General features: G+C 68.5%; 24 protein-coding genes. 18 read left to right on the forward strand and 6 right to left on the reverse strand.

The window, feature by feature from the left end; genetic code table 11:
* Positions 1-201 precede the first annotated feature (201 nt).
* The 8 genes from rplS (at position 202) to NNI01S_RS10385 (ending at position 7,216) form a co-directional block, all read left to right on the forward strand.
* Entirely contained in the window at positions 202-543 is a 342-nt protein-coding gene (gene rplS, locus NNI01S_RS10350) for a 50S ribosomal protein L19 (protein ID WP_014352079.1), read from the forward strand.
* Between the two features lie 77 nt (positions 544-620).
* Positions 621-1,403 (forward strand): signal peptidase I, encoded by a 783-nt coding sequence (lepB, locus tag NNI01S_RS10355; RefSeq protein WP_157114683.1) that lies wholly within the window; start codon positions 621-623, stop codon positions 1,401-1,403.
* A 48-nt stretch (positions 1,404-1,451) separates the two neighbouring features.
* The gene (locus NNI01S_RS10360; protein WP_157114684.1) at positions 1,452-2,237 is read left to right on the forward strand and encodes a ribonuclease HII; all 786 of its coding nucleotides are present in this window, start codon (positions 1,452-1,454) and stop codon (positions 2,235-2,237) included.
* A 46-nt stretch (positions 2,238-2,283) separates the two neighbouring features.
* Positions 2,284-2,589, forward strand: a complete 306-nt coding sequence (locus tag NNI01S_RS10365) for a DUF2469 domain-containing protein (protein ID WP_011210678.1) — start codon at positions 2,284-2,286, stop codon at positions 2,587-2,589.
* 101 nt (positions 2,590-2,690) lie between these two features.
* Positions 2,691-3,047 (forward strand): YraN family protein, encoded by a 357-nt coding sequence (locus NNI01S_RS10370; protein ID WP_063019799.1) that lies wholly within the window; start codon positions 2,691-2,693, stop codon positions 3,045-3,047.
* A complete protein-coding gene (locus tag NNI01S_RS10375) occupies positions 3,048-4,556 on the forward strand; it encodes a YifB family Mg chelatase-like AAA ATPase (protein WP_063019800.1) in 1,509 nt (502 codons plus the stop codon).
* Between the two features lie 512 nt (positions 4,557-5,068).
* Positions 5,069-6,238, forward strand: coding sequence for a DNA-processing protein DprA (gene dprA, locus NNI01S_RS10380; RefSeq protein WP_063019892.1), 1,170 nt, complete (start codon positions 5,069-5,071; stop codon positions 6,236-6,238).
* A gap of 54 nt (positions 6,239-6,292) precedes the next feature.
* Positions 6,293-7,216 (forward strand): tyrosine-type recombinase/integrase, encoded by a 924-nt coding sequence (locus NNI01S_RS10385; RefSeq protein WP_063019801.1) that lies wholly within the window; start codon positions 6,293-6,295, stop codon positions 7,214-7,216.
* Positions 7,217-7,228: 12 nt separating this feature from the next.
* Here the strand turns inward: NNI01S_RS10385 and NNI01S_RS10390 are convergent, their stop codons facing one another.
* Positions 7,229-7,726: a GNAT family N-acetyltransferase gene (locus NNI01S_RS10390; RefSeq protein WP_063917390.1), complete on the reverse strand. Its 498-nt coding sequence runs from the start codon at positions 7,724-7,726 to the stop codon at positions 7,229-7,231.
* A gap of 211 nt (positions 7,727-7,937) precedes the next feature.
* Here NNI01S_RS10390 and NNI01S_RS10395 point away from each other — a divergent pair, with 211 nt between their 5' ends.
* Positions 7,938-8,624 (forward strand): FHA domain-containing protein, encoded by a 687-nt coding sequence (locus tag NNI01S_RS10395; protein ID WP_084488676.1) that lies wholly within the window; start codon positions 7,938-7,940, stop codon positions 8,622-8,624.
* Between the two features lie 37 nt (positions 8,625-8,661).
* On the opposite strand, the gene NNI01S_RS10400 is transcribed toward NNI01S_RS10395, so the two are convergent.
* The 3 genes from NNI01S_RS10400 to NNI01S_RS10410 all read right to left on the reverse strand — a co-directional run bounded on the left by NNI01S_RS10400 (position 8,662) and on the right by NNI01S_RS10410 (position 11,462).
* Positions 8,662-9,327: a chymotrypsin family serine protease gene (locus NNI01S_RS10400; protein ID WP_063019802.1), complete on the reverse strand. Its 666-nt coding sequence runs from the start codon at positions 9,325-9,327 to the stop codon at positions 8,662-8,664.
* A gap of 172 nt (positions 9,328-9,499) precedes the next feature.
* Positions 9,500-9,805, reverse strand: coding sequence for a hypothetical protein (locus tag NNI01S_RS10405; protein WP_063019803.1), 306 nt, complete (start codon positions 9,803-9,805; stop codon positions 9,500-9,502).
* Between the two features lie 193 nt (positions 9,806-9,998).
* Entirely contained in the window at positions 9,999-11,462 is a 1,464-nt protein-coding gene (locus tag NNI01S_RS10410) for an MFS transporter (RefSeq protein ID WP_063019804.1), read from the reverse strand.
* A 54-nt stretch (positions 11,463-11,516) separates the two neighbouring features.
* On the opposite strand from NNI01S_RS10410, the gene NNI01S_RS10415 reads away from it, so the two are divergent.
* From NNI01S_RS10415 to NNI01S_RS10440, 5 genes are all read left to right on the forward strand, one after another.
* Positions 11,517-12,263 carry a TetR/AcrR family transcriptional regulator gene (locus NNI01S_RS10415; RefSeq protein WP_063019805.1) on the forward strand — a complete coding sequence of 249 codons (747 nt, stop codon included), beginning with the start codon at positions 11,517-11,519 and terminating at the stop codon, positions 12,261-12,263.
* A gap of 145 nt (positions 12,264-12,408) precedes the next feature.
* Entirely contained in the window at positions 12,409-13,134 is a 726-nt protein-coding gene (locus tag NNI01S_RS10420) for an acetoacetate decarboxylase family protein (protein WP_063019806.1), read from the forward strand.
* 557 nt (positions 13,135-13,691) lie between these two features.
* Positions 13,692-14,057 (forward strand): YidH family protein, encoded by a 366-nt coding sequence (locus NNI01S_RS10430; protein ID WP_063019808.1) that lies wholly within the window; start codon positions 13,692-13,694, stop codon positions 14,055-14,057.
* On the forward strand, positions 14,054-14,362 hold the full coding sequence (locus NNI01S_RS10435; RefSeq protein ID WP_063019809.1) for a DUF202 domain-containing protein: 309 nt from the start codon (positions 14,054-14,056) through the stop codon (positions 14,360-14,362). The genes NNI01S_RS10430 and NNI01S_RS10435 overlap by 4 nt, the downstream gene beginning before the upstream one ends.
* Before the next feature lie 45 nt (positions 14,363-14,407).
* Positions 14,408-16,309 carry an alkyl/aryl-sulfatase gene (locus NNI01S_RS10440; RefSeq protein WP_063019810.1) on the forward strand — a complete coding sequence of 634 codons (1,902 nt, stop codon included), beginning with the start codon at positions 14,408-14,410 and terminating at the stop codon, positions 16,307-16,309.
* A gap of 82 nt (positions 16,310-16,391) precedes the next feature.
* Here the strand turns inward: NNI01S_RS10440 and NNI01S_RS10445 are convergent, their stop codons facing one another.
* Both NNI01S_RS10445 and NNI01S_RS10450 read right to left on the reverse strand, forming a co-directional pair.
* Positions 16,392-16,904, reverse strand: coding sequence for a DUF1990 domain-containing protein (locus tag NNI01S_RS10445; protein WP_063019895.1), 513 nt, complete (start codon positions 16,902-16,904; stop codon positions 16,392-16,394).
* A gap of 118 nt (positions 16,905-17,022) precedes the next feature.
* Positions 17,023-17,574: a M23 family metallopeptidase gene (locus NNI01S_RS10450; protein WP_084488678.1), complete on the reverse strand. Its 552-nt coding sequence runs from the start codon at positions 17,572-17,574 to the stop codon at positions 17,023-17,025.
* Positions 17,575-18,255: 681 nt separating this feature from the next.
* Here NNI01S_RS10450 and rpsB point away from each other — a divergent pair.
* The 4 genes from rpsB (at position 18,256) to frr (ending at position 21,596) form a co-directional block, all read left to right on the forward strand.
* Complete coding sequence (gene rpsB, locus NNI01S_RS10455) at positions 18,256-19,068, forward strand: 30S ribosomal protein S2 (RefSeq protein WP_063019812.1); 813 nt, start codon at positions 18,256-18,258, stop codon at positions 19,066-19,068.
* Positions 19,069-19,239: 171 nt separating this feature from the next.
* Positions 19,240-20,064: a translation elongation factor Ts gene (gene tsf, locus NNI01S_RS10460; RefSeq protein ID WP_063019813.1), complete on the forward strand. Its 825-nt coding sequence runs from the start codon at positions 19,240-19,242 to the stop codon at positions 20,062-20,064.
* A gap of 195 nt (positions 20,065-20,259) precedes the next feature.
* On the forward strand, positions 20,260-20,988 hold the full coding sequence (gene pyrH / locus NNI01S_RS10465) for a UMP kinase (RefSeq protein WP_040780648.1): 729 nt from the start codon (positions 20,260-20,262) through the stop codon (positions 20,986-20,988).
* A gap of 50 nt (positions 20,989-21,038) precedes the next feature.
* A complete protein-coding gene (gene frr, locus NNI01S_RS10470) occupies positions 21,039-21,596 on the forward strand; it encodes a ribosome recycling factor (RefSeq protein ID WP_040868343.1) in 558 nt (185 codons plus the stop codon).
* Positions 21,597-21,672 lie beyond the last annotated feature (76 nt).

Genomic DNA, 21,672 nt, shown 5'->3' on the forward strand with positions numbered 1-21,672 from the left:
CGGCCGGTAGGTCGCTGCCGGGCCACGCGCAACCGGCACAAGCCGGGCCGATTTCTTCCGGAGCGTGCCGATCTGGCACAATGCTCAGGTTGCCCTGGGTGGTTGTCGACCCGGCGCACCCCCTTAATTCGGAGCATGAACCGGCCGAGCACGCCCAGTGTCGCCAGGGTCCTCTGTTCGCGCGAAACCAGAAGGATGGAAATGAACACCCTTGACTTCGTCGACGAGAAGTCGCTGCGCAGCGACGTCCCCGAGTTCCGGCCGGGCGACACGCTGAACGTGCACGTGAAGGTCATCGAAGGCTCGAAGGAGCGCATCCAGGTCTTCAAGGGCGTCGTGATCCGCCGCCAGGGTGGTGGCATCCGCGAGACCTTCACCGTCCGCAAGGTGTCGTTCGGTGTCGGTGTGGAGCGCACCTTCCCGGTGCACAGCCCGAACATCGACCACATCGATGTCGTGACCCGCGGTGACGTCCGCCGGGCCAAGCTGTACTACCTGCGCGATCTGCGCGGCAAGGCCGCCAAGATCAAGGAAAAGCGCTGAGTTAGCTTTTCGGTACAACAGATTTTCCTCAGCCCGGCATCGGACCACGGTTTCGCTGCCGGGCTAATCTGTTCGGCGTGGCAGACGAAAGTGGGTCGGTGTCGGTGTCCGAATCGGGCGACGAGAGTACGCGGGCAGGCCGCGCCAAGCGGCGGTCGAAGAAGAAGCAGCGGCCGTTCTGGCAGGAATTGCCGATCCTCATCGTGATCGCCGCGGTGATCGCCGCGCTGATGGTCACCTTCGTCGGTCGGCCGTACGTGATTCCGTCGGAGTCGATGGAAACCACGTTGCACGGTTGCGCCGGATGCACCGGTGACCGCATCTACGTGCAGAAGCTGAGCTACTACTGGGGCGATCCGCAACCGGGTGACGTGGTCGTGTTCGTCGGGCCCCCCTCGTGGAACACCCACTACCAGTCGATCCGCTCGGACAATCCCGCCGTCCGCGGCGTGCAGAACTTCTTCTCCTTCTTCGGCCTGGTGCCGCCGGACGAGAACGATCTGGTGAAGCGGGTGATCGCGGTCGGCGGCCAGACCGTGGAGTGCTGCGATCCGCAGGGCCGGGTCATCGTGGACGGCAAACCGCTGGACGAGCCGTACGCCCGCTACCTCGCCCCCTATGTGCCGGGTCAGCCCTACAACGCGAGTGGCGGACGCGAATTCAAGCCCGTGAAGGTGCCCGAGGGCCATCTGTGGGTGATGGGCGACAACCGCAACCAGTCGGCCGACTCCCGCGCCCACATCACCGACGAACTGCAGGGCACCATTCCCGTGGAGAACGTCCGCGGCAAGGCGGTGTTCAAGATCTGGCCGCCCGGCCGGATCGGCCCGGTGCGTTCGGAGAATCCCCAGGAGAACTGATCGCGCGGCGCGCAGGATAATTGGACGGTGGGGCAAGGGCGAGTGCCGGTGAGCAACGTTTGGCCGCCGCGCGTGGTGATGCGCAGGGCCGGAGGGCTGCGCACGCTGGAGGCGGCGTTGATCCGCAGCGGTCTCGGGCCGGTCGCCGGTGTGGACGAAGCGGGGCGAGGCCCCTGCGCGGGACCGCTCGTGGTGGCGGCGTGCCTGCTCGCGCCGAAGGCGTATGACAAGCTGGCCGGCCTCGACGACTCCAAGAAGCTCACCGAGGCCACCCGTGAAGAGCTGTATCCGGTGATCGTTCGCCTGGCGCTCGCCTACCAGGTGATCGTCATCCCGGCCTGGGAGATCGACTCGATCGGCATCCACGTCGCCAATATCGAAGGAATGCGCCGCGCCGTAGCCGGGCTCGGGCACACTCCCGGCTACGTGCTCACCGACGGATTCCGGGTGCCCGGTATCCCGGTGCCCTCGCTGCCCGTGATCGGGGGTGACGGCGCTGCCGCCTGCATCGCGGCGGCCAGCATCCTCGCGAAGGTCACCAGGGACCGCATCATGGTCGAGCTGGACCAGCGGTTCCCCGGCTACGGCTTCGCCGCCCACAAGGGTTACAACACGCCCGAGCACACCGCCGCGCTGCACCGCCTCGGGCCCAGCAGCGAGCACCGCCGCTCGTGGCGCAACGTGCGCGAAGCCGCCGGGTTGCGGCCGGTCGCGGCGGCGGCCGACGACGCGGACGCCGTGCTGGCCGAGGGCCTGGACGAAGCGCTGTCCGAGCAGTTTCCGGACGGGCGTACGGCTGGCCGAGTAGCTACCGACGCGGCGCATGCGCGATGATGTCAGCACACGACGCGATGCGGCGAGAAGGAGGACGTCCCACCCGATGAGTGCCGAGGACCTCGAGAAGTACGAAACCGAGATGGAGCTCTCGCTGTATCGCGAGTACAAGGACATCGTCGGTCAATTCTCGTACGTGGTGGAGACCGAGCGCCGCTTCTACCTGGCCAACTCCGTGGAGCTGCGCCCGCAGAACGCGGACGGCGAGGTGTACTTCGAGGTGCGGATGAGCGACGCGTGGGTGTGGGACATGTATCGCCCGGCCCGCTTCGTCAAGCACGTCCGGGTCATCACCTTCAAGGACGTCAACATCGAGGAGCTGGAGAAGCCGGACCTGCGGCTGCCCGAGTGAGCGGGCCGAGAGTTCTGCACAGCGGCTCGATTGTCCCCAGGCTTTCTGTATCCGCAGTTCGGCGGCGCTGACCTGATCAGGTTCCGGCGCACGCTGGCCGGGTGACAGACAAACAGGCGCTCGGCGCGCACGGGGAGGAACTGGCGGCGGCGTTTCTGCGCGCCGCCGGGATGCAGATCGTCGCCAGGAACTGGCGTTGCCGATACGGCGAACTCGACCTGATCGCCACAGAGGCGGACGTGACGGCGTTCGTCGAGGTCAAGACCCGTTCCGGCGTTGGCTACGGCACTCCGGCCGAGTCGGTCACCTTCGTCAAGCAGCAGCGGATTCGGCGGCTGGCCCTGCTGTGGCTGGCCGAACAGGACGGACCCTGGCGGCGTATCCGGTTCGACGTCGTGTCGGTGCTGGTGGCGCGTGGTCGTACACCGGTCATCGACCATCTCCGGGCGGTGTTCTGAATGGCCCTCGGACGGGCGCACTCGGTCGCGGTCACCGGCGTGGACGGACTGCTCGTCGAGATCGAGGCCGATATCGGGCAAGGCCTGCCGTCGGTCCACCTGGTCGGGCTCCCCGACACCGCGTTGCAGGAGTCGCGCGACCGGATCCGCTCGGCGGTGGCGAACTCGGGGGAGAAGTGGCCCGACGGCCGGGTGGTCCTCGCGCTCTCGCCCGCGACATTGCCGAAGCTGGGCAGCGTCTACGACCTTGCGCTGGCGGTCGCGGTGCTGGGCGCGTCCGGCTCGGTTCCCTCCGACCGGCTCGCGAAGACCGTGCTGCTCGGCGAACTCGCGCTGGACGGCCGGGTGCGGCGGGTCCGCGGCATCCTGCCCGCCGTGCTCGCGGCCCGCAAGGGCGGCTGGTCCACCGTCGTGGTCCCGGCGGTGACCATGGCCGAGGCGGGTCTGGTAGAGGGCATCGAGGTCTTCGGCGCGCGCAGCCTGCGCGCCGTCGTGGCCTGGCTGCGCGGAGAAGGCGCGCTCGACGAGCCGGATGGCGATCTGCCGGACGCGGTGCGGCACGGCGGCGATCTCAGCGAGGTGGTGGGGCAGGACGAGGCTCGATGGGCCTTGGAGGTGGCCGCGGCGGGCGGGCACCATCTCCTGCTCACCGGGCCGCCCGGCATCGGCAAAACGATGCTGGCCCAACGTCTGCCGAGCCTGCTGCCGCCCCTCACGGAGAGCGAGGCACTGGAGGTGACCGCGATCCACTCGATGGCGGGCACGCTGGCCGGTGACCATCCGTTGGTCACCGCGCCACCGTTCGTCGCACCACATCATTCGACTTCGGTGACCGCGATGATCGGCGGTGGTTCGGGCACCGCCCGGCCGGGTGCGGTCAGCCGGGCCCACCGCGGCGTGCTGTTCCTCGATGAATGCGCCGAGATCGGCGCGAAGGTGCTGGAGGCGATGCGAACGCCGTTGGAAGAAGGGGAAGTGCGCATTGCCCGGCGCGACGGTGTCGCGCGCTATCCGGCTCGTTTCCAGCTCGTGCTGGCGGCCAACCCGTGCCCGTGTGCCCCGGCGCGCGACGTCGACTGCATCTGCGCGCCGCTGGCGCGCCGCCGCTATCTCGGCAAACTGTCCGGGCCGCTGATGGACCGGATCGACATCTGGGTGCGGATGCACGGGCAGTCCGGCGCGGCGTTCAGCACGGACGCCGCGGAGAGCAGCGAGGTGGTCCGCGGCCGGGTAGCCGTCGCGCGGCGCGCCGCCGCCGAGCGCTGGCGCGAATACGGGTGGCTGACCAACGCCGAGGTCCCCGGACATGTCCTGCGTCAACGATTCCGATTGCCGCGCGAATCGCTCGCGCCCGTCGAGGCCGCACTGCGTCTCGGTCGCATGTCCGCGCGAGGTGCGGACCGGGCCATCCGCGTCGCCTGGACGATTTCCGACTTGCGTGGCGGCGAAGTGCCTTCGGCGCAGGACGTTCTGGCGGCTCTGAACTTTCGTCAGCGGGGTGCCCAATGAGCGCGAGAACGCCGGCCGAAGACGAGACGGCAAAACCGCCTGCGGCTGTGACCGTGCGCGTCGCTGCGGACGTGTCCGCCATGGCGGCGCCGCGTGCTGCCAGGGACGTGTTCGCGACCGCGAATCCGCTCGAAATGGGGGAGCCCCCTGAGGACGGGGATGTGTCTGCTGACGTGGACGTGCCAGGGGTCACCGAGCTGCCTGCGGCGGGTCAGGCGCCCGTGGGCAGGGGCGAGTGTGTGGCTGCCCACGCGTCGGCGGTCGCCGACGTGCGTGCCGTCGAGTTCTTGCCCGCCGCAGGCCCACCTGCCTCGGCGGACTTGCCCGCTGCCGCGGACGCGCCTGCCGCCCGAGCCCTGCCTGGAGGCAGGGAAGTGTTCGCCGGGAATGCGCCCGCGGTCGCGCACCTGCTCGCGCAGGACGGACCGGCAGCGGCGAACGTGCGCACCGTCGACGACCCGTGCGCGGTGGCCCGAGCGCCTGCGGGCGCGGAGGGACGCTCGGGGGTTCGGGTGCCCGCGTGCGGTCCCGGATCGTCGCCCGGCGAATCGGATGCCCGGCGGCTCGCCTGGGTGTACCTGTCGCGGGTGGTGCAGGGGCCTTGTGCGCCGTTGTCGGCGCTCGTGGAGTCGGTCGGGGTGGTGGAGGCGGCGCGTGCTGTCCGGGAGTGCGCGTTGCCGGAACCGCTTCGCGGACCCACCGCGCAGCGGCGCGCGGTCGACGTGGCGGCGCGGGATCTGGAGATCATCGAGCGGATCGGCGGACGGGTGGTGACGCCCGACGACCCGGAGTGGCCCGCCTGGCGCATGCTCGGTCTCGCACAGCTCGAGCCGGGCCGGGATCGCGACGGCGCGGTACCGCTCGTGTTGTGGGTGCGCGGCCCCCGCTCGCTGCTGGAGTCCAGCGAACGCGCTGTGGCGGTGGTGGGCGCGCGGTGCAGCACCGGGTACGGCAATCGGGTCACGGCAGAGATCGCGGGCGATCTGGCCGCACAGGGGTGGACCATTGTCTCCGGGGCCGCCTTCGGGATAGACGGCATGGCGCACCGGGCGGCGCTGTCGGTAGAGGGTCTCACCATCGCCGTGCTGGCCTGCGGCATCGACCGGCCCTACCCCGCGCAGCACGGGCGCTTGCTGGCCGATGTAGCCGAGTCCGGGTTGGTGGTCAGCGAGTACCCGCCGGGCGTCTCCGCGCAGAAGCATCAGTTCCTCGCCCGGAACCGGTTGATCGCCGCCCTCGCCGACGGTGTGCTCGTCATCGAGGCAGGGCTGCGCAGCGGTGCGCGGAACACCGTCAAATGGGCTCGCCGCCTGGGCCGTCCGGCCTTGGCCGTGCCCGGGCCGGTCACCTCGGCCGCTTCGGTGGGCTGCCACCGCATGATCCGCGACGGCGAAGCCCTTCTGGTGACCAGGGCGGAGGAGGTCGTCGACGAAGCAGGGCCGTTGCGGCTGTCGCTTCCCGGAGCGGCAGCCGCGGTCGGCGCCCCGGAGGGCCAGCTGACGGGAGAGGAGGCGCTGGTCTTCGCCGCGCTGCCGAGGATCGGTTCCCGGCTGCCGCTGGAGCTGTCCCGGCAGTGCGGATTGCCCCTTCCCGCGGTTCGTGCGAGCTTGTCCGCCCTCGAATTGACGGGTCTGGTGGCGAGTGACGAAAGCGGTTGGCACCGAACGGCGCGGCGCGGATGAGCGCCTCCGGCGCGGCCGCTTGCCATCCCCGCCGCGGATCGGGACGGTGGAAGCATGAAGGAACTGCCCGAAGACCTGGAAGCGCTGCTGATGGAATACGGCAGGCATCTGCGGCTCGGGCGCAACCGCTCGGAGCACACCGTGCGCGCGTACCTCGGGGATGCGCGATCCCTGCTGGAACATCTGTACACGCGGTCGGCGGATTCGGCGATCCGCGAGCTGGACCTGCTGTTGCTGCGTTCGTGGCTGGCCCAGCAAGCGGCGGCGGGCGCGGCGCGGACGACCGTGGCACGGCGCGCGTCGTCGGCGCGCACGTTCACAGCCTGGCTTACCCGGACCGGCCGGTTGCCCTCGGATCCGGGGCTGCGGCTGGGTTCGCCGAAGGCGCATCGCGTCCTACCCGCCGTACTCGGGCGGCAACAGGCGCTGGGTGCCATGGGCGCCGCGGAATCCGGTGCCGCGCAATGCGATCCGATGGCACTGCGCGACCGGGTGATCGTGGAGTTGCTGTACGCCACCGGCATCCGGGTCAGCGAGTTGTGCGGTCTGGACGTCGAGGACGTGGACCGCGAACGACGTGTGGTGCGCGTGCTCGGCAAAGGCAACAAGGAGCGATCGGCGCCGTTCGGCGCCCCCGCCGACGACGCGGTCGGCAACTGGCTGCGCTACGGCCGACCTGCCTTCGCCACCGCCGAGTCCGGTCGAGCGCTGCTGCTCGGCCGCCGCGGCAGGCGTCTCGATCAACGCCAGGCCAGAGCCGTGGTGCACGAGGTGGTCTCGGCCATCCCCGGTGCACCGGGGATGGGACCGCACGGCCTGCGGCACACCGCCGCGACGCACCTTCTCGAAGGCGGGGCCGACCTGCGTATGGTGCAGGAACTTCTCGGGCACGCCAGTCTGGCCACCACGCAGCTGTACACCCATGTCTCCATCGACCGGCTCAAGAAGGTGCACGACCAGGCACATCCCCGGGCTTGACCGCTTCATGGCTCAGGGGCCGACGTAGTACCGCATCCGTGCTTCTCGTCCATCCGCGGTACGCCAGCCGCCGGGCCCGCTGTGCACATGCCGCCAACCGTGCCGCTCGTACAGGGCGATCGCCGCCGTGCTGTCGGACGCCACCGTGAGGACGGCGCGCTGGCCCCAGCTCGCGGCCATGCGTGCGGCCTCGGTCAGCAGTCGTGAACCCACTCCCGCTCGGCGCGCGTCCGGGAGGACGTACAACCGGATCACCGAGACGACAGTCTCCGTGCCGGCCGATTCGCGCACGACCTTCGGCGTGTTGTGGCTCGTGCCGAGGCCGATGTGCCCGACCACGGCGTCGTCGCGGTCGGCGACAACGGCCGCGAGCAGTTTGGGTGGCGACAGCCAGCCCGCCGGGTCGGCGGGCCAGTCCTGCGGATAGTGGTCGATTTCGTGGACGTGCCGCAGGGCCGCGGCGCAGGCGTCGAGGTCTGTCTCGGTGCGCGGTCGGATGATGACGCTCATCCGACCATTCTGGGTCCGTGCACCCGGCCCGGGCAGGCTATTCAGACTGCTCGGTTGGTTTTGTCGCCGTTGACGTGCCCGGAGTCTGCTACCGACTCACTCACGCAGCGAAGTAGTCGAAACCCCTGTGCTCGGCACCGAGAAAGCGCACCCTGAGAGTAGCGAATCGGTGCCCGCAGTTCCCGGCGTACTTCGAGTGGGAAGACGAACGATGTCGACGTCCAGCGGACCACAGGCCCTGCGTCGCGAACTGTACCCACTGGTGGGGCAGTCCGCGTGGGGACGCCCTGCTTCCATTTCGCCGCAGCCCGTCGCGCAGGAGGAAGGCGTGCGGGAAATCTCTCTCGACGGCGGCGCGTCCAGAATGACGATCGGGCGTTCCGGCACTTCCGATATCACCGTGACTTCCGACCCGACCGTGTCCCGGTTGCATGCAATTCTGGAGCGCGTCGGCGGATGCTGGACCATCGTCGACGACGGCCTGTCCAAGAATGGGACATTCGTCAATGGCGAACGCGTCGGCGGGCGGCGGAAACTCGGCTCCGGGGATTCGATTCGCGTGGGCCGATCGGTATTCGTGTTCCGGGTCGCCGACTCCTTAGGCGAGGAAATGACGCTCGCGCATTCCCCGTTGCCCACCCGCAATTCGCTGACCCCGGCCCAGTATCTAGTCCTCTCGGCGTTGTGCCGCCCGTACGACGCGCGCGACGCCTATTCCTACCCGGCCTCCAACCGTCAGATCGCGGACGATTTGTGCCTGAGTCTTTCGACGGTCAAGACGCACATGCGTGCGTTGTTCCGGATATTCCAGGTCGAAGCCTTACCCCCGAACCAGAAACGGCTGTTCCTGGTCGAACGCGCTATCGAATTCGGTGTCGTCACCGACCAGGAAAGGTAAGGCTCCGACCGGATGACCGGAAGAGTTCGCGGTCCGGTCAGATCGGTTGGAAACCCGCACCCGCGCCACCGCGAGCGTTGATGTCGGCGACGATGGCGGTGATGTCGGTGCCCAGTTGCGGGCCGATGCACGGCACGGCCAAGTAGCCGTTGACCATGCCGACGAGTGTGGTCCCGACGACGAGCGGAGCGCCCGAATCGCCCTCGACCACACAGGTCTGCGTCCACGTCACATTGCCGCCGGTGAAAACGTCGCCGTAGGCGGGTCCGCAGGTCCGGCCGGTCGTCCGGCCTTCCTTGCAGACGGTGTCCGGGTATCGCGCGGGCCCGCCCAGGCCGGTGATGGTGGTACCGCCCACCTGGTTGACCGGCGCGACCTTGCCCGGATCGAATTCGATCACGGAATAGTCCATCTCGCTGCCGACATAGACGACAGTGCCGACGGTACCGGCGTCGCGGTCGCCTTCGGGGACGATGGCGGCGTTCGCGTCACCGCAGTGCCCCGCGGTGAACCCGACCAGACGACCGCCGGAGTCGCGTCCGATCGTGGTGAGGGTGCAGATGTTCTGACCGCCGACGACGATGCCGGAGCCGCCACCCAGCACGGATGGCGTCGCGGCCTGCGCGGTCCCGGGTGCCCCGAACAGCGCTGCGCCGGCGGCGAATGCCGCCGCAGCGCCCACGAGTTTCCTGAACTTGGTCATCCGGTAATTCAACCGCACTTATCGGGGCGTCACGATTGATTCCCGGATGTTCACCCGATCGGTGCTTCGGCAAAGCCGAAACGAAATTCGCGACGGCCGAGAAAGACGAGACGCCTCGGGCTGGTCACAGCCCGAGGCGCACCCGTGTCCGAGGCACTTCTGACGAATGCGGTCAAGCGGCGCAGACGAACACGGCAACCGCGTTGACCACTGGCGGCAGCAGCAGCAGCGGAGCGCAGAAAATGCCGAGCGGCCAAATCAGGCCCAATGTCGCGGGCTCGACCTGAACCGGTACCGGCTGATCCGCCACTTGCACGGGTCCCGGCGCTACGTCCGGAGCGGCGGAAGCGAAACCTGAACCGAGAGCGATGACCGGTGCGAGCGCTACCGCCGCCGCCGTTACGCGCATTTTGTTCGTGATCATGATGTCTCCAGCGATTGATTGCTTCACCAGCCCTCGTTTGTTGAAGGCCGTCATTGTGAATACACATCAACTCTTCTCGGCAGGAGCGCGTGAGACCATCAACCCCCGGGTCGGAATCATTCATACCGGGGGAACCGAGGAGACTTCGGTATCGCTATTCTGCCCAGCCCGCACGCACTCGTCGAGCCAGGCGGGCCGCGAGGGGGCGATGCGCGCGCACCGTGCCCGGCGCGGCCCGCGAGCGTGATCAACCGTGCGCGACCGGGGCGGTTTCCGGCTGGCCGGCTACTTGCGGCCGCCGGGCGCGCAGCAGGACCGCACCGAGCAAGGCGGCGGCGATGCTGAATCCGGCGCTGATCCACGCGCCGGTGGACATGGCGGCGGTGAAGGCGTCCTTGGCGGGCTCGATGTACCCGAGCTGGAAGGCGGCACCGATGGATTCGCGCGCCGCGTCCGGGGCGTCGGCGGGCATGTGCGAGGTGAAGACACCGGCCAGCACGCTACCGAGGATGGCGATGCTGATCGCCATGCCCACCTGCTGGATCGTGTCGTTCATCGCGGAGCCGACGCCGGCGTGCTGCAGCGGTATCGCGCTCATGATGGCCGCGTAGGCGGCCGGACCCGCCAAACCGCCGCCGACCCCCATCACCAGCATGCTGACCAGCACCCACAGATACCCGCTGCCCGCCGCGAGGATGCCGAAGGCCACGCCCATGACGAGCAGGCCCGACACGATCAGTGTCTTGTTGCTCAGCGTCTTGCCCAGCGTCGCGCCCAGGCCGTTGCAGATCGCCGCGGCTACCGCGTACGGCAGCAGCGCCAGCCCGGCTTTCATCGGGCCGTAGCCGAGGACGAATTGCAGGTATTGGGTGAGCATCAGCATGACCGCGCCCATGCCGAAGACCATCAGCAGCAAGGTGAAGCACGTGCCGGTGAAATCGCGGCTGCGGAACACCGCCAAGGGCAGCATCGGATGGTCCGAGCGGCTCTCCCAGACGACGAAGGCGGCCGCCGCCCCGACGGCCAGTGCGATCACGCCGATGTTCCATTCCCGCTCGATGATCACGTAGACCGTCGCGCTCAGTGCCACGACGGACAGGACGACGCCGACCGGATCGACCGGCCGCTGTTCGCCGGTGGTCTCCGGCATCAGCACAACGGCCGCGACGATCGCGAGCAGCGCCACCGGGATGTTCAGCAGGAACACCGAACCCCACCAGTAGTGCTGGAGCAGGAAGCCTCCGAGTGTCGGTCCGGCGACGATGCCGACCATGGACACCGTCGACCATGCCGCCATCGCCGTGCGCCGTTCGTCCTCGGCGAAAGTGGTCATCAGGATCGAGAGGGTCGACGGCATCAACAGCGATCCTCCGACGCCCATCGCGACGCGCGCCGCCACGACCTGCCACGGCTCGGTCGCCAGCACGGCGGCCAGTGACGCCACGCCGAACACGGCCAGCCCCGTGATCAGCGCTCGCCGCCTGCCGAACCGGTCGGACAGGCTGCCCGCGGTGAGCAGGAGCCCGGCGAAGACCAGCACGTAGGCGTCGAGAATCCACTGCACGTCCGACGGCGTCGCGCCTAGTTCCCGGATCAGCGAGGGGATCGCGAGATTGAGCACGGTGCTGTCGAGCATCAGCACGAGTAAGGACAGGCAGAGGACCCCCAGGACCCACCAGCGGCGGGGGTCTCGTACATCGTTCGATTCCACTCGCACAGCGTACGAGAATCTCGAACAGTGTGCGAGCGATTATAGAATCGTGTCGTGACCAAGCAGTTCGCGTCGGTATGGACCAAACAGTCGCGCCAGCCCAAGTCGTCCGGGCTGCGCCGCGAGCAGATCGTCGCTGCGGCGGTAGAGATTCTCGACGCCGAGGGGCTGGAATCGCTGAGCATGCGCAAGCTCGGCGCCAAACTGGGCGCCGGCGCAACCAGTCTCTACTGGCATGTGTCCAACAAGGACGAGTTGCTCGAGCTGGTGCTCGACGAGTTCTGGGGCTTGGTGCGAACTCCGGAGCCCGAGCAGGCTTCCTGGCGCGAGCTGCTGAACACCTTCGCCTACAGCCTGCGCGCGTCCATCAGGGAGCACCCCTGGATGGCATCGCTGGTGGGGCAGCTGCCCAGCATCGGCCCGAACTCGCTGCGGTTGAGCGATCGGCTGCGCCGCGCGTTCGTCCAAGCCGGTTTTCACGGTGTGGACATCTATCTGGCCAGCGGGACGGTGATGTGTTTCGTCCTCGGCCAGGTGATTCCGGAGATCGCCTGGGCCAAAGTGTCCCAGGGTATGGAGATCGACGCCGACGGCATGCTGCAGGTGATGGGGGAGCTGGCGGGCGACTATCCCGAGATGCTCGCGGACTTTCGGGCGACCGCGCCGACCGACCAGGAGGCCGCGCGTGCGATGGCGTTCGACTTCGGCCTGCTCTGTGTCCTCGACGGTCTGGAAGCGCGTCTGCGCAATCTGCAGGAACCCCGGCAAGAGTCTCCGGCGAGAGACCCCGGCCGCGCCTGAAACGTGTTATCAAGAATGAAATCGGGTGCACAGCGATATTGCCGGGATAAATTGAAACGTGTTCTATAGGTTGATCTGATCCGGCGAGAGGCTCTCGCAAAGCAACGCGGCGCGCCCGGGCGCCGCTGTGCAGAAAGGCGTCGACATGAGCACGCACACCGTTCTCGGCCGAGAGGTGCGAATGCCGGTCCGCATCCGGCTCGCACGCGCGTTCATGGCGACCTACCTCGTGCCCGCGGAGCCCGCACAGCGCCTCATCGACTACTCCGGTCTGCGGATTCTCCGGCTCCCGGGCGCGCGGGCGATGTGCACGCTGGTCTTCGTCGACTACGTCGACGGCGACTTGGGCCCCTACAACGAGTTCGGCGTCTCGTTCATGGTGCGCCACCACACCGCCGCATCGAGGTCGGGCGATCTGAAAGCGCTGATCACCGGGCGGGCCGGGGTATTGATTCACCGGCTGCCGGTCGACGGCGACTTCACCCTGGCCGCGGGCCGCGGTATCTGGTGCTTCCCCAAGGAACTCGCCGAATTCGTCGTCGACCACGACGACCGGACGCGCAGCGGCGCGCTGCACCAGGACGGGCGGCTCATCGCGGATCTCACGGTCCGGCCGGGGTTCGCGACCCCGAATCGCGGCGCCGCGGGGTCGTCGTTCGACGCCTACTCGCACATCGACGGCGTCACCCGCTGCACGCGCTGGGAGATGCGTCCCTCCGGCATGCGAGCGCGTCTCGGCGGGGCGCAGCTGACCCTGGGCGACCACGAGATCGCCGCGGAGCTCCGGTCGATCGGCCTGCCGCGGCGCGCGCTGATGTCGTCGTCGGTCTCGCGACTGGCCATGACATTCGACGACGCGACCGCCCTCTGACGCCCTCTCCGGCCGCATAACCACCCGGTCACGGGCGGGCGAGGAGCGTGGACGGTCGGGCGCGGCTCCGGTTAGCCTGACGTAGCCGATCGTTTGCCAAGCGCTCAGCAACGGAGTGTGCCCGTGATCGTCGCCGACCGGAACAGTGCCGCCGAAGAAGGCTGCGAACTGGTCGGATCACGCGACGGTGAACGATCGTCACAAGAGCTGCGCGGTGGCGGACCGGCCATCGGATCGGGGTTGCCGGCCCCGCCGCGCAGGTGCAGGCCCGCAGAGTTTCGTTCGAACACCGTGACGATGGGCGTTTTCACCGAGCACTTGCGTCCGGCGCGCCTACCGGCACGGCGTGCGTTCCCGTGGCAGGTGATCGTCCGGCGCGGGTTCCCGCGGCGCGCACTAGCGTGGTTCGTCGTGACCACCGTGCAGTCCGGCATCACCCGATGCACCGGGGCATCGCTTCGCGCCGAGAGAAGCCACCCCTTCCGTCGTGGCCCGGCCGACGTCGCCGGACGCACATGGGCCGGTACGCGGTGTCTCCCGACCCGAACCGAGGCGGCGTGACGCTGCCGAACCCGGAAGCCGAATCGGAAGAGGGCGAAGAGGAACTCGACTACCGCTTCACGCTCGCGAACGAGCGCACGTTCCTGGCCTGGATGCGCACCGCGCTGGGGTTGCTGGCCGGTGGCGTCGCCGTGCACACGCTGGTGCAGTCTTTCAGGATCGCCGGATTACGGCGCGCTATAGCGCTGAGCTGCCTGGTTCTGGCGGTGGTCGTCGCGGTCGGTGCGTACGCGCACTGGCGGCGCGTCGGGGTGGCCATGCGCCACGGCGATCCGCTGCCGGAGACGGTGCTGGTGCCGATCCTGTCGGCGGGCATCGCGATCGTCTCCGTACTGGCGGCGGTGGCGGTGCTGCTGCGGTGAGCGCGCCACATCTGTCCGCCGAACGCACCGCACTGGCGTGGCGGCGCACCGCCGTGTCGGCGATGGTCGTCGGCACGCTGTTCGTGCATCAGGCGCTCGGCAGCGGCTGGCGCGCGGCCGCGGTCGCGCCCGTCGGCGCCGCGATCGCCATGGCGGCGCTGGCCGGGGCCTGTTATCTCCGCAATCGCGGCCTGCGCCGAGGCCGCTACGCCCATGGCGATCGCGTCATCGCCGTAACCGCAGCGGCGGTGGTGGTGGTCGCTGCCGCCGCCGCGGCGGCCGGGTTTCTCGATCCGCTGCCCTGACGGGGAGCGGCCCGCAACGTTGGCCGAGACGACAGGAGGACGACAATGAGCACAGCGAGCGAGCCGAGCGACTTCATCGTCGCGCAGCATCGGCGTACGGCCGCAGCACTGCCCTTCGCCGACACGGCGGATCCGGCCGACGCCGAGCGCGGCTTCATCGCGGCGCTGGAGCCCGGCGTGGTCACCTCCGGGGACGGGACGGTCGTGTGGGACAACGACTCCTATTCGTTCCTGCGGGAATCCTGCCCGGCCTCGGTCCATCCCAGTCTCTGGCGGCAGTCCGGCCTCGTGGTACGGCAGGGGTTGTTCGAGGTCAGCGACGGCATCTACCAGATCCGAGGTCTCGACATCTCCAACATGACGCTGGTCGAAGGCGCGACCGGCGTCCTCGTGATCGACCCGCTGATCTCGGCCGAGACCGCGGCGGCCGGTCTCGCGCTCTACCGCGCCCATCGCGGCGACCGCCCGGTGACCGGCCTGATCTACACCCATTCGCACGCCGACCATTTCGGCGGGGCGTATGGAGTCACCACCGCCGAGGCGGTCGAGGCGGGGCGCTGTCCGGTGCTGGCGCCGGCCGGATTCCTGGAACACGCCGTGGCCGAGAATATCTACGCGGGCACGGCGATGGCGCGCCGCGCGGGGTACATGTACGGCGCGGTGCTGCCACGCGGACCACTGGGCGCGGTGGGCTCCGGGCTCGGGCAGACCACGTCGGTCGGCACGGTCACGCTGATCCCGCCGACCGTCGACATCACCGCCACCGGTCAAGAGGAGACGATCGACGGAATCCGGATGGTCTTCCAGCTGACGCCCGGCACCGAGGCCCCCGCGGAGATGAACTTCTACTTCCCCGACCGCCGCGCCCTGTGCATGGCGGAGAACGCGACCCACACGCTGCACAACGTGCTCACGCTGCGCGGCGCGCTGGTGCGCGACGCCCACATCTGGGCGAAATACCTGACCGAGGCGATCAACCTGTTCGCCCGGGACTCCGACGTCGTCTTCGCCTCGCACCATTGGCCGACCTGGGGCACCGCGCGACTGGTGGAGTACCTCTCGCTGCAACGGGACCTGTACGGGTACCTGCACGACCAGACCGTCCGCCTGTTGAACCAGGGGTACGTGGGCGCGGAGATCGCTGAACTGGTCACCCTTCCGCCCGCCATCGAGGAGTCCTGGCACGCGCGCGGATACTACGGTTCGGTCAGCCACAACGTGAAAGCCATCTACCAGCGCTACATGGGCTGGTTCGACGGCAACCCCGCGCACCTGTGGGAGCATCCGCCGGTCGAATCCGCCCGGCGGCACGTGGAATTCATGGGTGGCGCCGACGAGGTGCTGCGTAAAGCGCGGACGTCCTATGACGCTGGGGACTACCGCTGGGTGGCGCAGGTGCTCAACTACGTCATCTTCGCCGATCCGGGCAACGATGCCGCGAAAGAATTGCAGGCCAGTACGTTCGAACAACTCGGCTACGGGGCGGAGAACGCGACCTGGCGCAACTTCTATCTCAGCGGAGCCTACGAGCTGCGCTACGGCTCGTTCGGCACGCCCACCAAGAGCGATTCGCCGACCATGGTGGCGGCGCTGAACGTCGACCAGATCTTCGACGCCTTGGCGTTGCGCGTCGACGGTCCCAAGGCGTGGAACCACCGGCTCGTGACGGATTGGATTCTCACCGACCAGGACCGCACGCATCGGCTGGAACTGCGCAACGGCCGCCTCACCCACTTCGACGTCGCGCCGGGCATGAAACTGCCGGAACCCGACGCCACCTTCACGCTGGCCAAGGCGACCCTGATCCGAGTGTTGCTGGCGGGCGACGACTTCGGCGTCGCGGCAGCCGCGGGCGACATCGTGATCGAGGGAGATGTCACCAAGCTCGCCGAACTCGTCGACATCTTCGACGCCCCGGACCCCGATTTCGCGATCGTGACACCGTAGTCACCGGTCCGGCAAGGCTCATCGACACGCGTCCCGCCCGAGAGTGTCGGACGCTGGGCGGATGCGCCTCGCGGCCGGTGTGTCAGGCAGACCTCGGCAGCGTCGCGATATACCTGCCCGCGACGAAACGCTGGATCAGCCGCACCACCGGGCCGCCGATCCGGGTGTACCAGGTCGCGGCGCGGGAGAACGCGACGATGAGCCCGTACACCGTGTCGTCCGCGGAGTCGTACTCGACGGCGAACAGTTCTTCGCCCGAGGCCGGATGTCCGGGCAAGGTGCCGTACGCGAACCCCCGCCGGTCCGGTTCGTCGAGGACGTACACCACCCGGCATGGAGCGGTGATGCCCACGGGGCCGAGCCCCAGCCGCACCGTGACGGCGGTACCGGGTTCGGCCGTCGGCGTATCGGCGGACCGGAAGATCCCGGTGCCCTTCTGCACCCGGTAGCTCAGAATCTCCGCTCCCGCCCGCTCGAACAGCGCGCGTCCGCGCCCGAGACGCCGCCGCAGTCGCAACCCGTGATAGCCCTCCGGCAGCACCCCTCGGGTCGCGCCGACTTCGGAATATGTGAACGACGACAACCCATCTGTCATGCCCCCGATCTTCACCCCGCCGCGCCCGCTCCCGCCACCGCGGGTCGCCGACACGCCGGTCCCGATCGTCTCGGCTGCCTCGAAACAGACTGAGACGCGGCGCGAACTCAGCGGCCGATCATCCGATGCCGGGTTCGGGCCGTACCGGTTTGAGCCGCAGGGGAGTGAGGCGCAGAAGCCCGAGCGGGTCCAGATACTCACGGTTGCGGCGGCGACCGCCCTCGACGCGGGCTCCCCAGTGCAGACACGCCGTCGCGCATCCCGGGTGCCCGGCCTCCAGCGTGCCGATCCGCGCGCCGCGTCCGACCCGCCTTCCCACGGAAACCTCGGCGCGTACGGGCTCGTAGGTCGTACGCAACCCGCCGGGGTGTTCGATGGACACGACCGGCTTGTCGGCCACCGTTCCCGCGAACACGACGATCCCTTCCCCCGCGGCGAGTACGGCTTGCCCTTCGACACCGGCCAGATCGACCCCGCGATGTCCGGGTAGCCAATTCTGCGCGGGCTTGTCGAAGTGCCGGACCACGGCCGGACGTGGTTGCAGCGGCCAGCCGAACCGCCCTTCGGGTCCGGCTGCGGCGGTCGGCGTCGTCGCGACGATCGCGGCGACGCCGAGAGCCAGCGCCGAGGAAAGACGCCGACCGAGTCGCATGGCATTCGGATTGGGCATTCGTGCCTGGTCGGGAGGTCGGCTACGACCCGCAAAGGGGTACGGGCGGTGCGCACAGGCCACCATCGCCGGAGGCGGAAGTCATCTCCGCGTACTTAGCCGCACCGGGGCCGGATTGCCGGAACGGAAGCGGCGTGCGGCGCAGTAATCCGGACAACGAGGGCAGGCAGGCAGAGCCCGTGCATGCCCCGGACGCGGGTCTCGGGGCCGACGTCTCGGCTGTGCTCGCCGGCGCGGTCACGACGCCGAGCACGAAGAACAACGGAACGAGGAAGGTGGTCGCCGTGGAGATCGGTTTCATGGCTCCAGCCTTCCGCGGTTCCGGCGTCGCCGAGGGCCCGATCCGTGGATTGTGGACAACTCGCTCGCCTGTGGAAAGCTACCGTTCCGCCTGGTCAAAGCCTTCGGATCGGACCGATTTAGATCTGTGCGCCGGAAGGCCGTAAACTGATCGAGCGGTCCGTGCCTGCATGGACCGACTTCGCGCGCCACCCGTGCTTGTTCATAGCGGCGCTGTACGAATCGGACTCGAGACATCTGGGTTCGCGGCAGCGTGTTCGGAACAGGGAATCGCCGGCTGGTCCCCACCTTCGTGGTCGGGTCCGACGATTCGGCGGCGCCAGGGCAGCGGATCACCGATTCACTGCGTCAACCGGCAAACGAAAGAGAGATACGGGAGCTATGGCTGTCGTAACCATGAAGCAGCTGCTCGACAGCGGCGCGCACTTCGGACACCAGACCCGGCGCTGGAACCCGAAGATGAAGCGGTTCATCTTCACCGACCGCAACGGCATCTACATCATCGACCTGCAGCAGACGCTGACCTACATCGACAAGGCCTACGAGTTCGTCAAGGAGACCGTCGCCCACGGTGGCACCGTTCTCTTCGTCGGCACCAAGAAGCAGGCCCAGGAGTCGATCGCGGCCGAGGCGACTCGCGTCGGGATGCCCTACGTCAACCAGCGCTGGCTGGGTGGCATGCTCACCAACTTCTCCACCGTGCACAAGCGTCTGCAGCGCCTCAAGGAGCTCGAGGCCATGGAGCAGACCGGTGGCTTCGAGGGTCGCACCAAGAAGGAAATCCTCATGCTGACGCGTGAGATGAACAAGCTGGAGCGCACCCTCGGCGGTATCCGCGACATGCAGAAGGTGCCTTCGGCCATCTGGGTCGTCGACACCAACAAGGAGCACATCGCCGTCGGCGAGGCGCGCAAGCTGAACATCCCGGTCATCGCGATCCTGGACACCAACTGCGACCCCGACCTGGTCGACTACCCGATCCCGGGCAACGACGACGCGATCCGTTCCGCCGCCCTGCTGACCAAGGTCGTCGCCTCCGCGGTGGCCGAGGGTGTGCAGGCGCGCGCAGGCGGGGCTTCGGGCGACGAGAAGCCGGAGGCGGGCGCGGGCGAGCCGCTGGCCGAGTGGGAGCAGGAGCTGCTCGCGCAGGCCGCCCCCGGCGCCGAGGCCGCCGAGACCTCGGCCGAGGCCTGAGGCTCGTCACCACCGCGGCGTGAGCGACGGTCCCGGAGGCACCAGCCCGCGTAACCGCGCGGGGGCCCGCGAACGCCGCGGTTGGGCACAGTTTCGGCGGCGTTCACGGGCGAGTGCCATCGTGATCGCCGCTGCCAACACCCACACTTCTCCGAAGGAGGCTCGCCGAGAATGGCGAACTACACCGCTGCCGATGTGAAGCGGCTCCGGGAGCTGACCGGCTCCGGGATGATGGACTGCAAGAACGCGCTGGCCGAGACCGACGGTGACTTCGACAAGGCCGTCGAGCTGCTGCGCATCAAGGGCGCGAAGGACGTCGGCAAGCGTGCCGAGCGGACCACCGCCGAAGGCCTCGTCGCCGCCAAGGACGGCGTCATGGTCGAGATCAACTCCGAAACCGACTTCGTCGCGAAGAACGCGGAGTTCCAGCAGTTGGCCGAGCAGGTCGTCGCCGCGGCGGCGTCCGCCAAGCCGGGCGACCTGGAGACGCTGAAGGCCCTGGACCTGGGCGGCAAGACGGTCGACGAGGCGGTGCAGGCGCTCGCCGCGAAGATCGGCGAGAAGCTCGAGCTGCGCCGTGTCATCTCGCTGAACGGCCCGGTCGCCACCTACCTGCACAAGCGTGCCTCCGACCTGCCGCCCGCGGTCGGCGTGCTGGTCGAGTACACCGGTGAGGGCGACGCCGCGGCCGAGGCCGCCCGTGCCGCCGCCATGCAGGTCGCCGCGCTCAAGGCCAAGTACGTCACCCGCGACGAGGTCCCGGCCGACATCGTGGAGAACGAACGCCGCATCGCCGAGCAGACCGCTCGCGAGGAGGGCAAGCCCGAGGCCGCGCTGCCGAAGATCACCGAGGGCCGCGTCAACGGCTTCTTCAAGGACGTCGTGCTGCTGGAGCAGGCGTCGGTCACCGATTCGAAGAAGACCGTCAAGGCCCTGCTGGACGAGGCCGGTGTCACCGTCACCCGCTTCGCCCGCTTCGAGGTCGGCGCGAACTGAGTCTCGCCGCACCCCCAGCGTGCAGGCCCCCCGTCGACCGAACCAACGCCGGTTGACGGGGGGCCTTCTGCTGCCGCTCCAACCGAATAAGGCAGGATGGATGCCGCTCTGCCTTGATCTGCGTCACAGGCGCCTGCCATGCGCAACGAATCGCCCCAACAACGACAATCCCTCGCCGAAGGAGACTGGAGACCCATGACGGACCCGGGGACCGATCGCCCAGGATATCGCCGGGTACTGCTGAAACTCGGCGGGGAGATGTTCGGCGGCGGGAAGGTCGGGCTGGACCCGGACGTCGTGCAGACGGTGGCCGAGCAGATCGCCGAGGTGGTCGCCACCGGCGTCCAGGTGGCCGTGGTGATCGGCGGCGGGAACTTCTTCCGTGGCGCCGAACTCGAGGAGCGCGGCATGGAACGCGCGCGCTCCGACTACATGGGCATGCTCGGCACCGTCATGAACAGCCTTGCGCTGCAGGACTTCCTGCAGCAGCAGGGCGTTGACACCCGGGTGCAGACCGCGATCACCATGGGCCAGGTCGCCGAGCCCTATCTCCCGTTGCGCGCCAAGCGGCACCTGGAGAAGGGCCGTGTGGTCATCTTCGGAGCGGGCATGGGCATGCCGTACTTCTCCACCGACACCACTGCCGCCCAGCGCGCGCTGGAGATCGGCGCGGACGTGGTGCTGATGGCCAAGGCGGTCGACGGAGTGTTCACCGCCGACCCGCGCGTCGACGAGACGGCGACCATGTACTCCGAGATCACGCACAAAGAGGTCATCGAGCGCGACCTCAAAGTCGCGGACGCGACCGCCTTCAGCTTGTGCATGGACAACCAGATGCCGATTCTGGTGTTCAATTTGTTGACCAAGGGCAATATCGCCCGCGCGGTCGCCGGTGAGAAGATCGGCACACTGGTTCGGTCTTGATACCCGCGGACCGCGGATCATGACATGACGACGCTGTGGAGGAAACGGTCGTGATTGAAGAAGCGCTCTTCGACGCCGAGGAGAAGATGGAGAAGGCCGTCTCGGTGGCGAAGGACGATCTCGGAACCATTCGTACCGGCCGGGCGAATCCGGGCATGTTCTCCCGGGTCGTGGTCGACTACTACGGGTCGCCGACCCCGATCACCCAGATGTCCAGCATCACGGTGCCGGAGCCGCGCATGGTCGTGATCAAGCCCTACGAGGCCGGCCAGCTCGGCGCGATCGAAACCGCGATCCGTAACTCGGATCTCGGTGTCAACCCCACCAATAACGGCGACATCATCCGGATCAGTGTTCCGCAGCTGACCGAGGAGCGCCGCCGCGAACTCGCCAAGCAGGCGAGGGGCAAGGGCGAGGACGCCAAGGTCGCCATCCGGAATGTCCGTCGCAAGGCGATGGACGAACTGTCGCGCATCCAGAAGGATGGCGAGGCAGGCGAAGACGAGGTCGGGCGCGCCGAGAAGGAGCTCGACAAGACCACCGCCAAGTATGTCGGCCAGGTCGACGAACTGGTCAAGCACAAGGAAGCCGAACTGCTCGAGGTCTGACGCGGATCGGCAAGCAGGCGTGACGGAGCCCGGAGGAGGCCCGCGTCACCGAGAGTGCCGCCGAGACAGCGCAAGG

Origin of the sequence: Nocardia niwae NBRC 108934 = DSM 45340, from assembly GCF_001613465.1 — a bacterium.
Taxonomy (GTDB): domain Bacteria; phylum Actinomycetota; class Actinomycetes; order Mycobacteriales; family Mycobacteriaceae; genus Nocardia; species Nocardia niwae.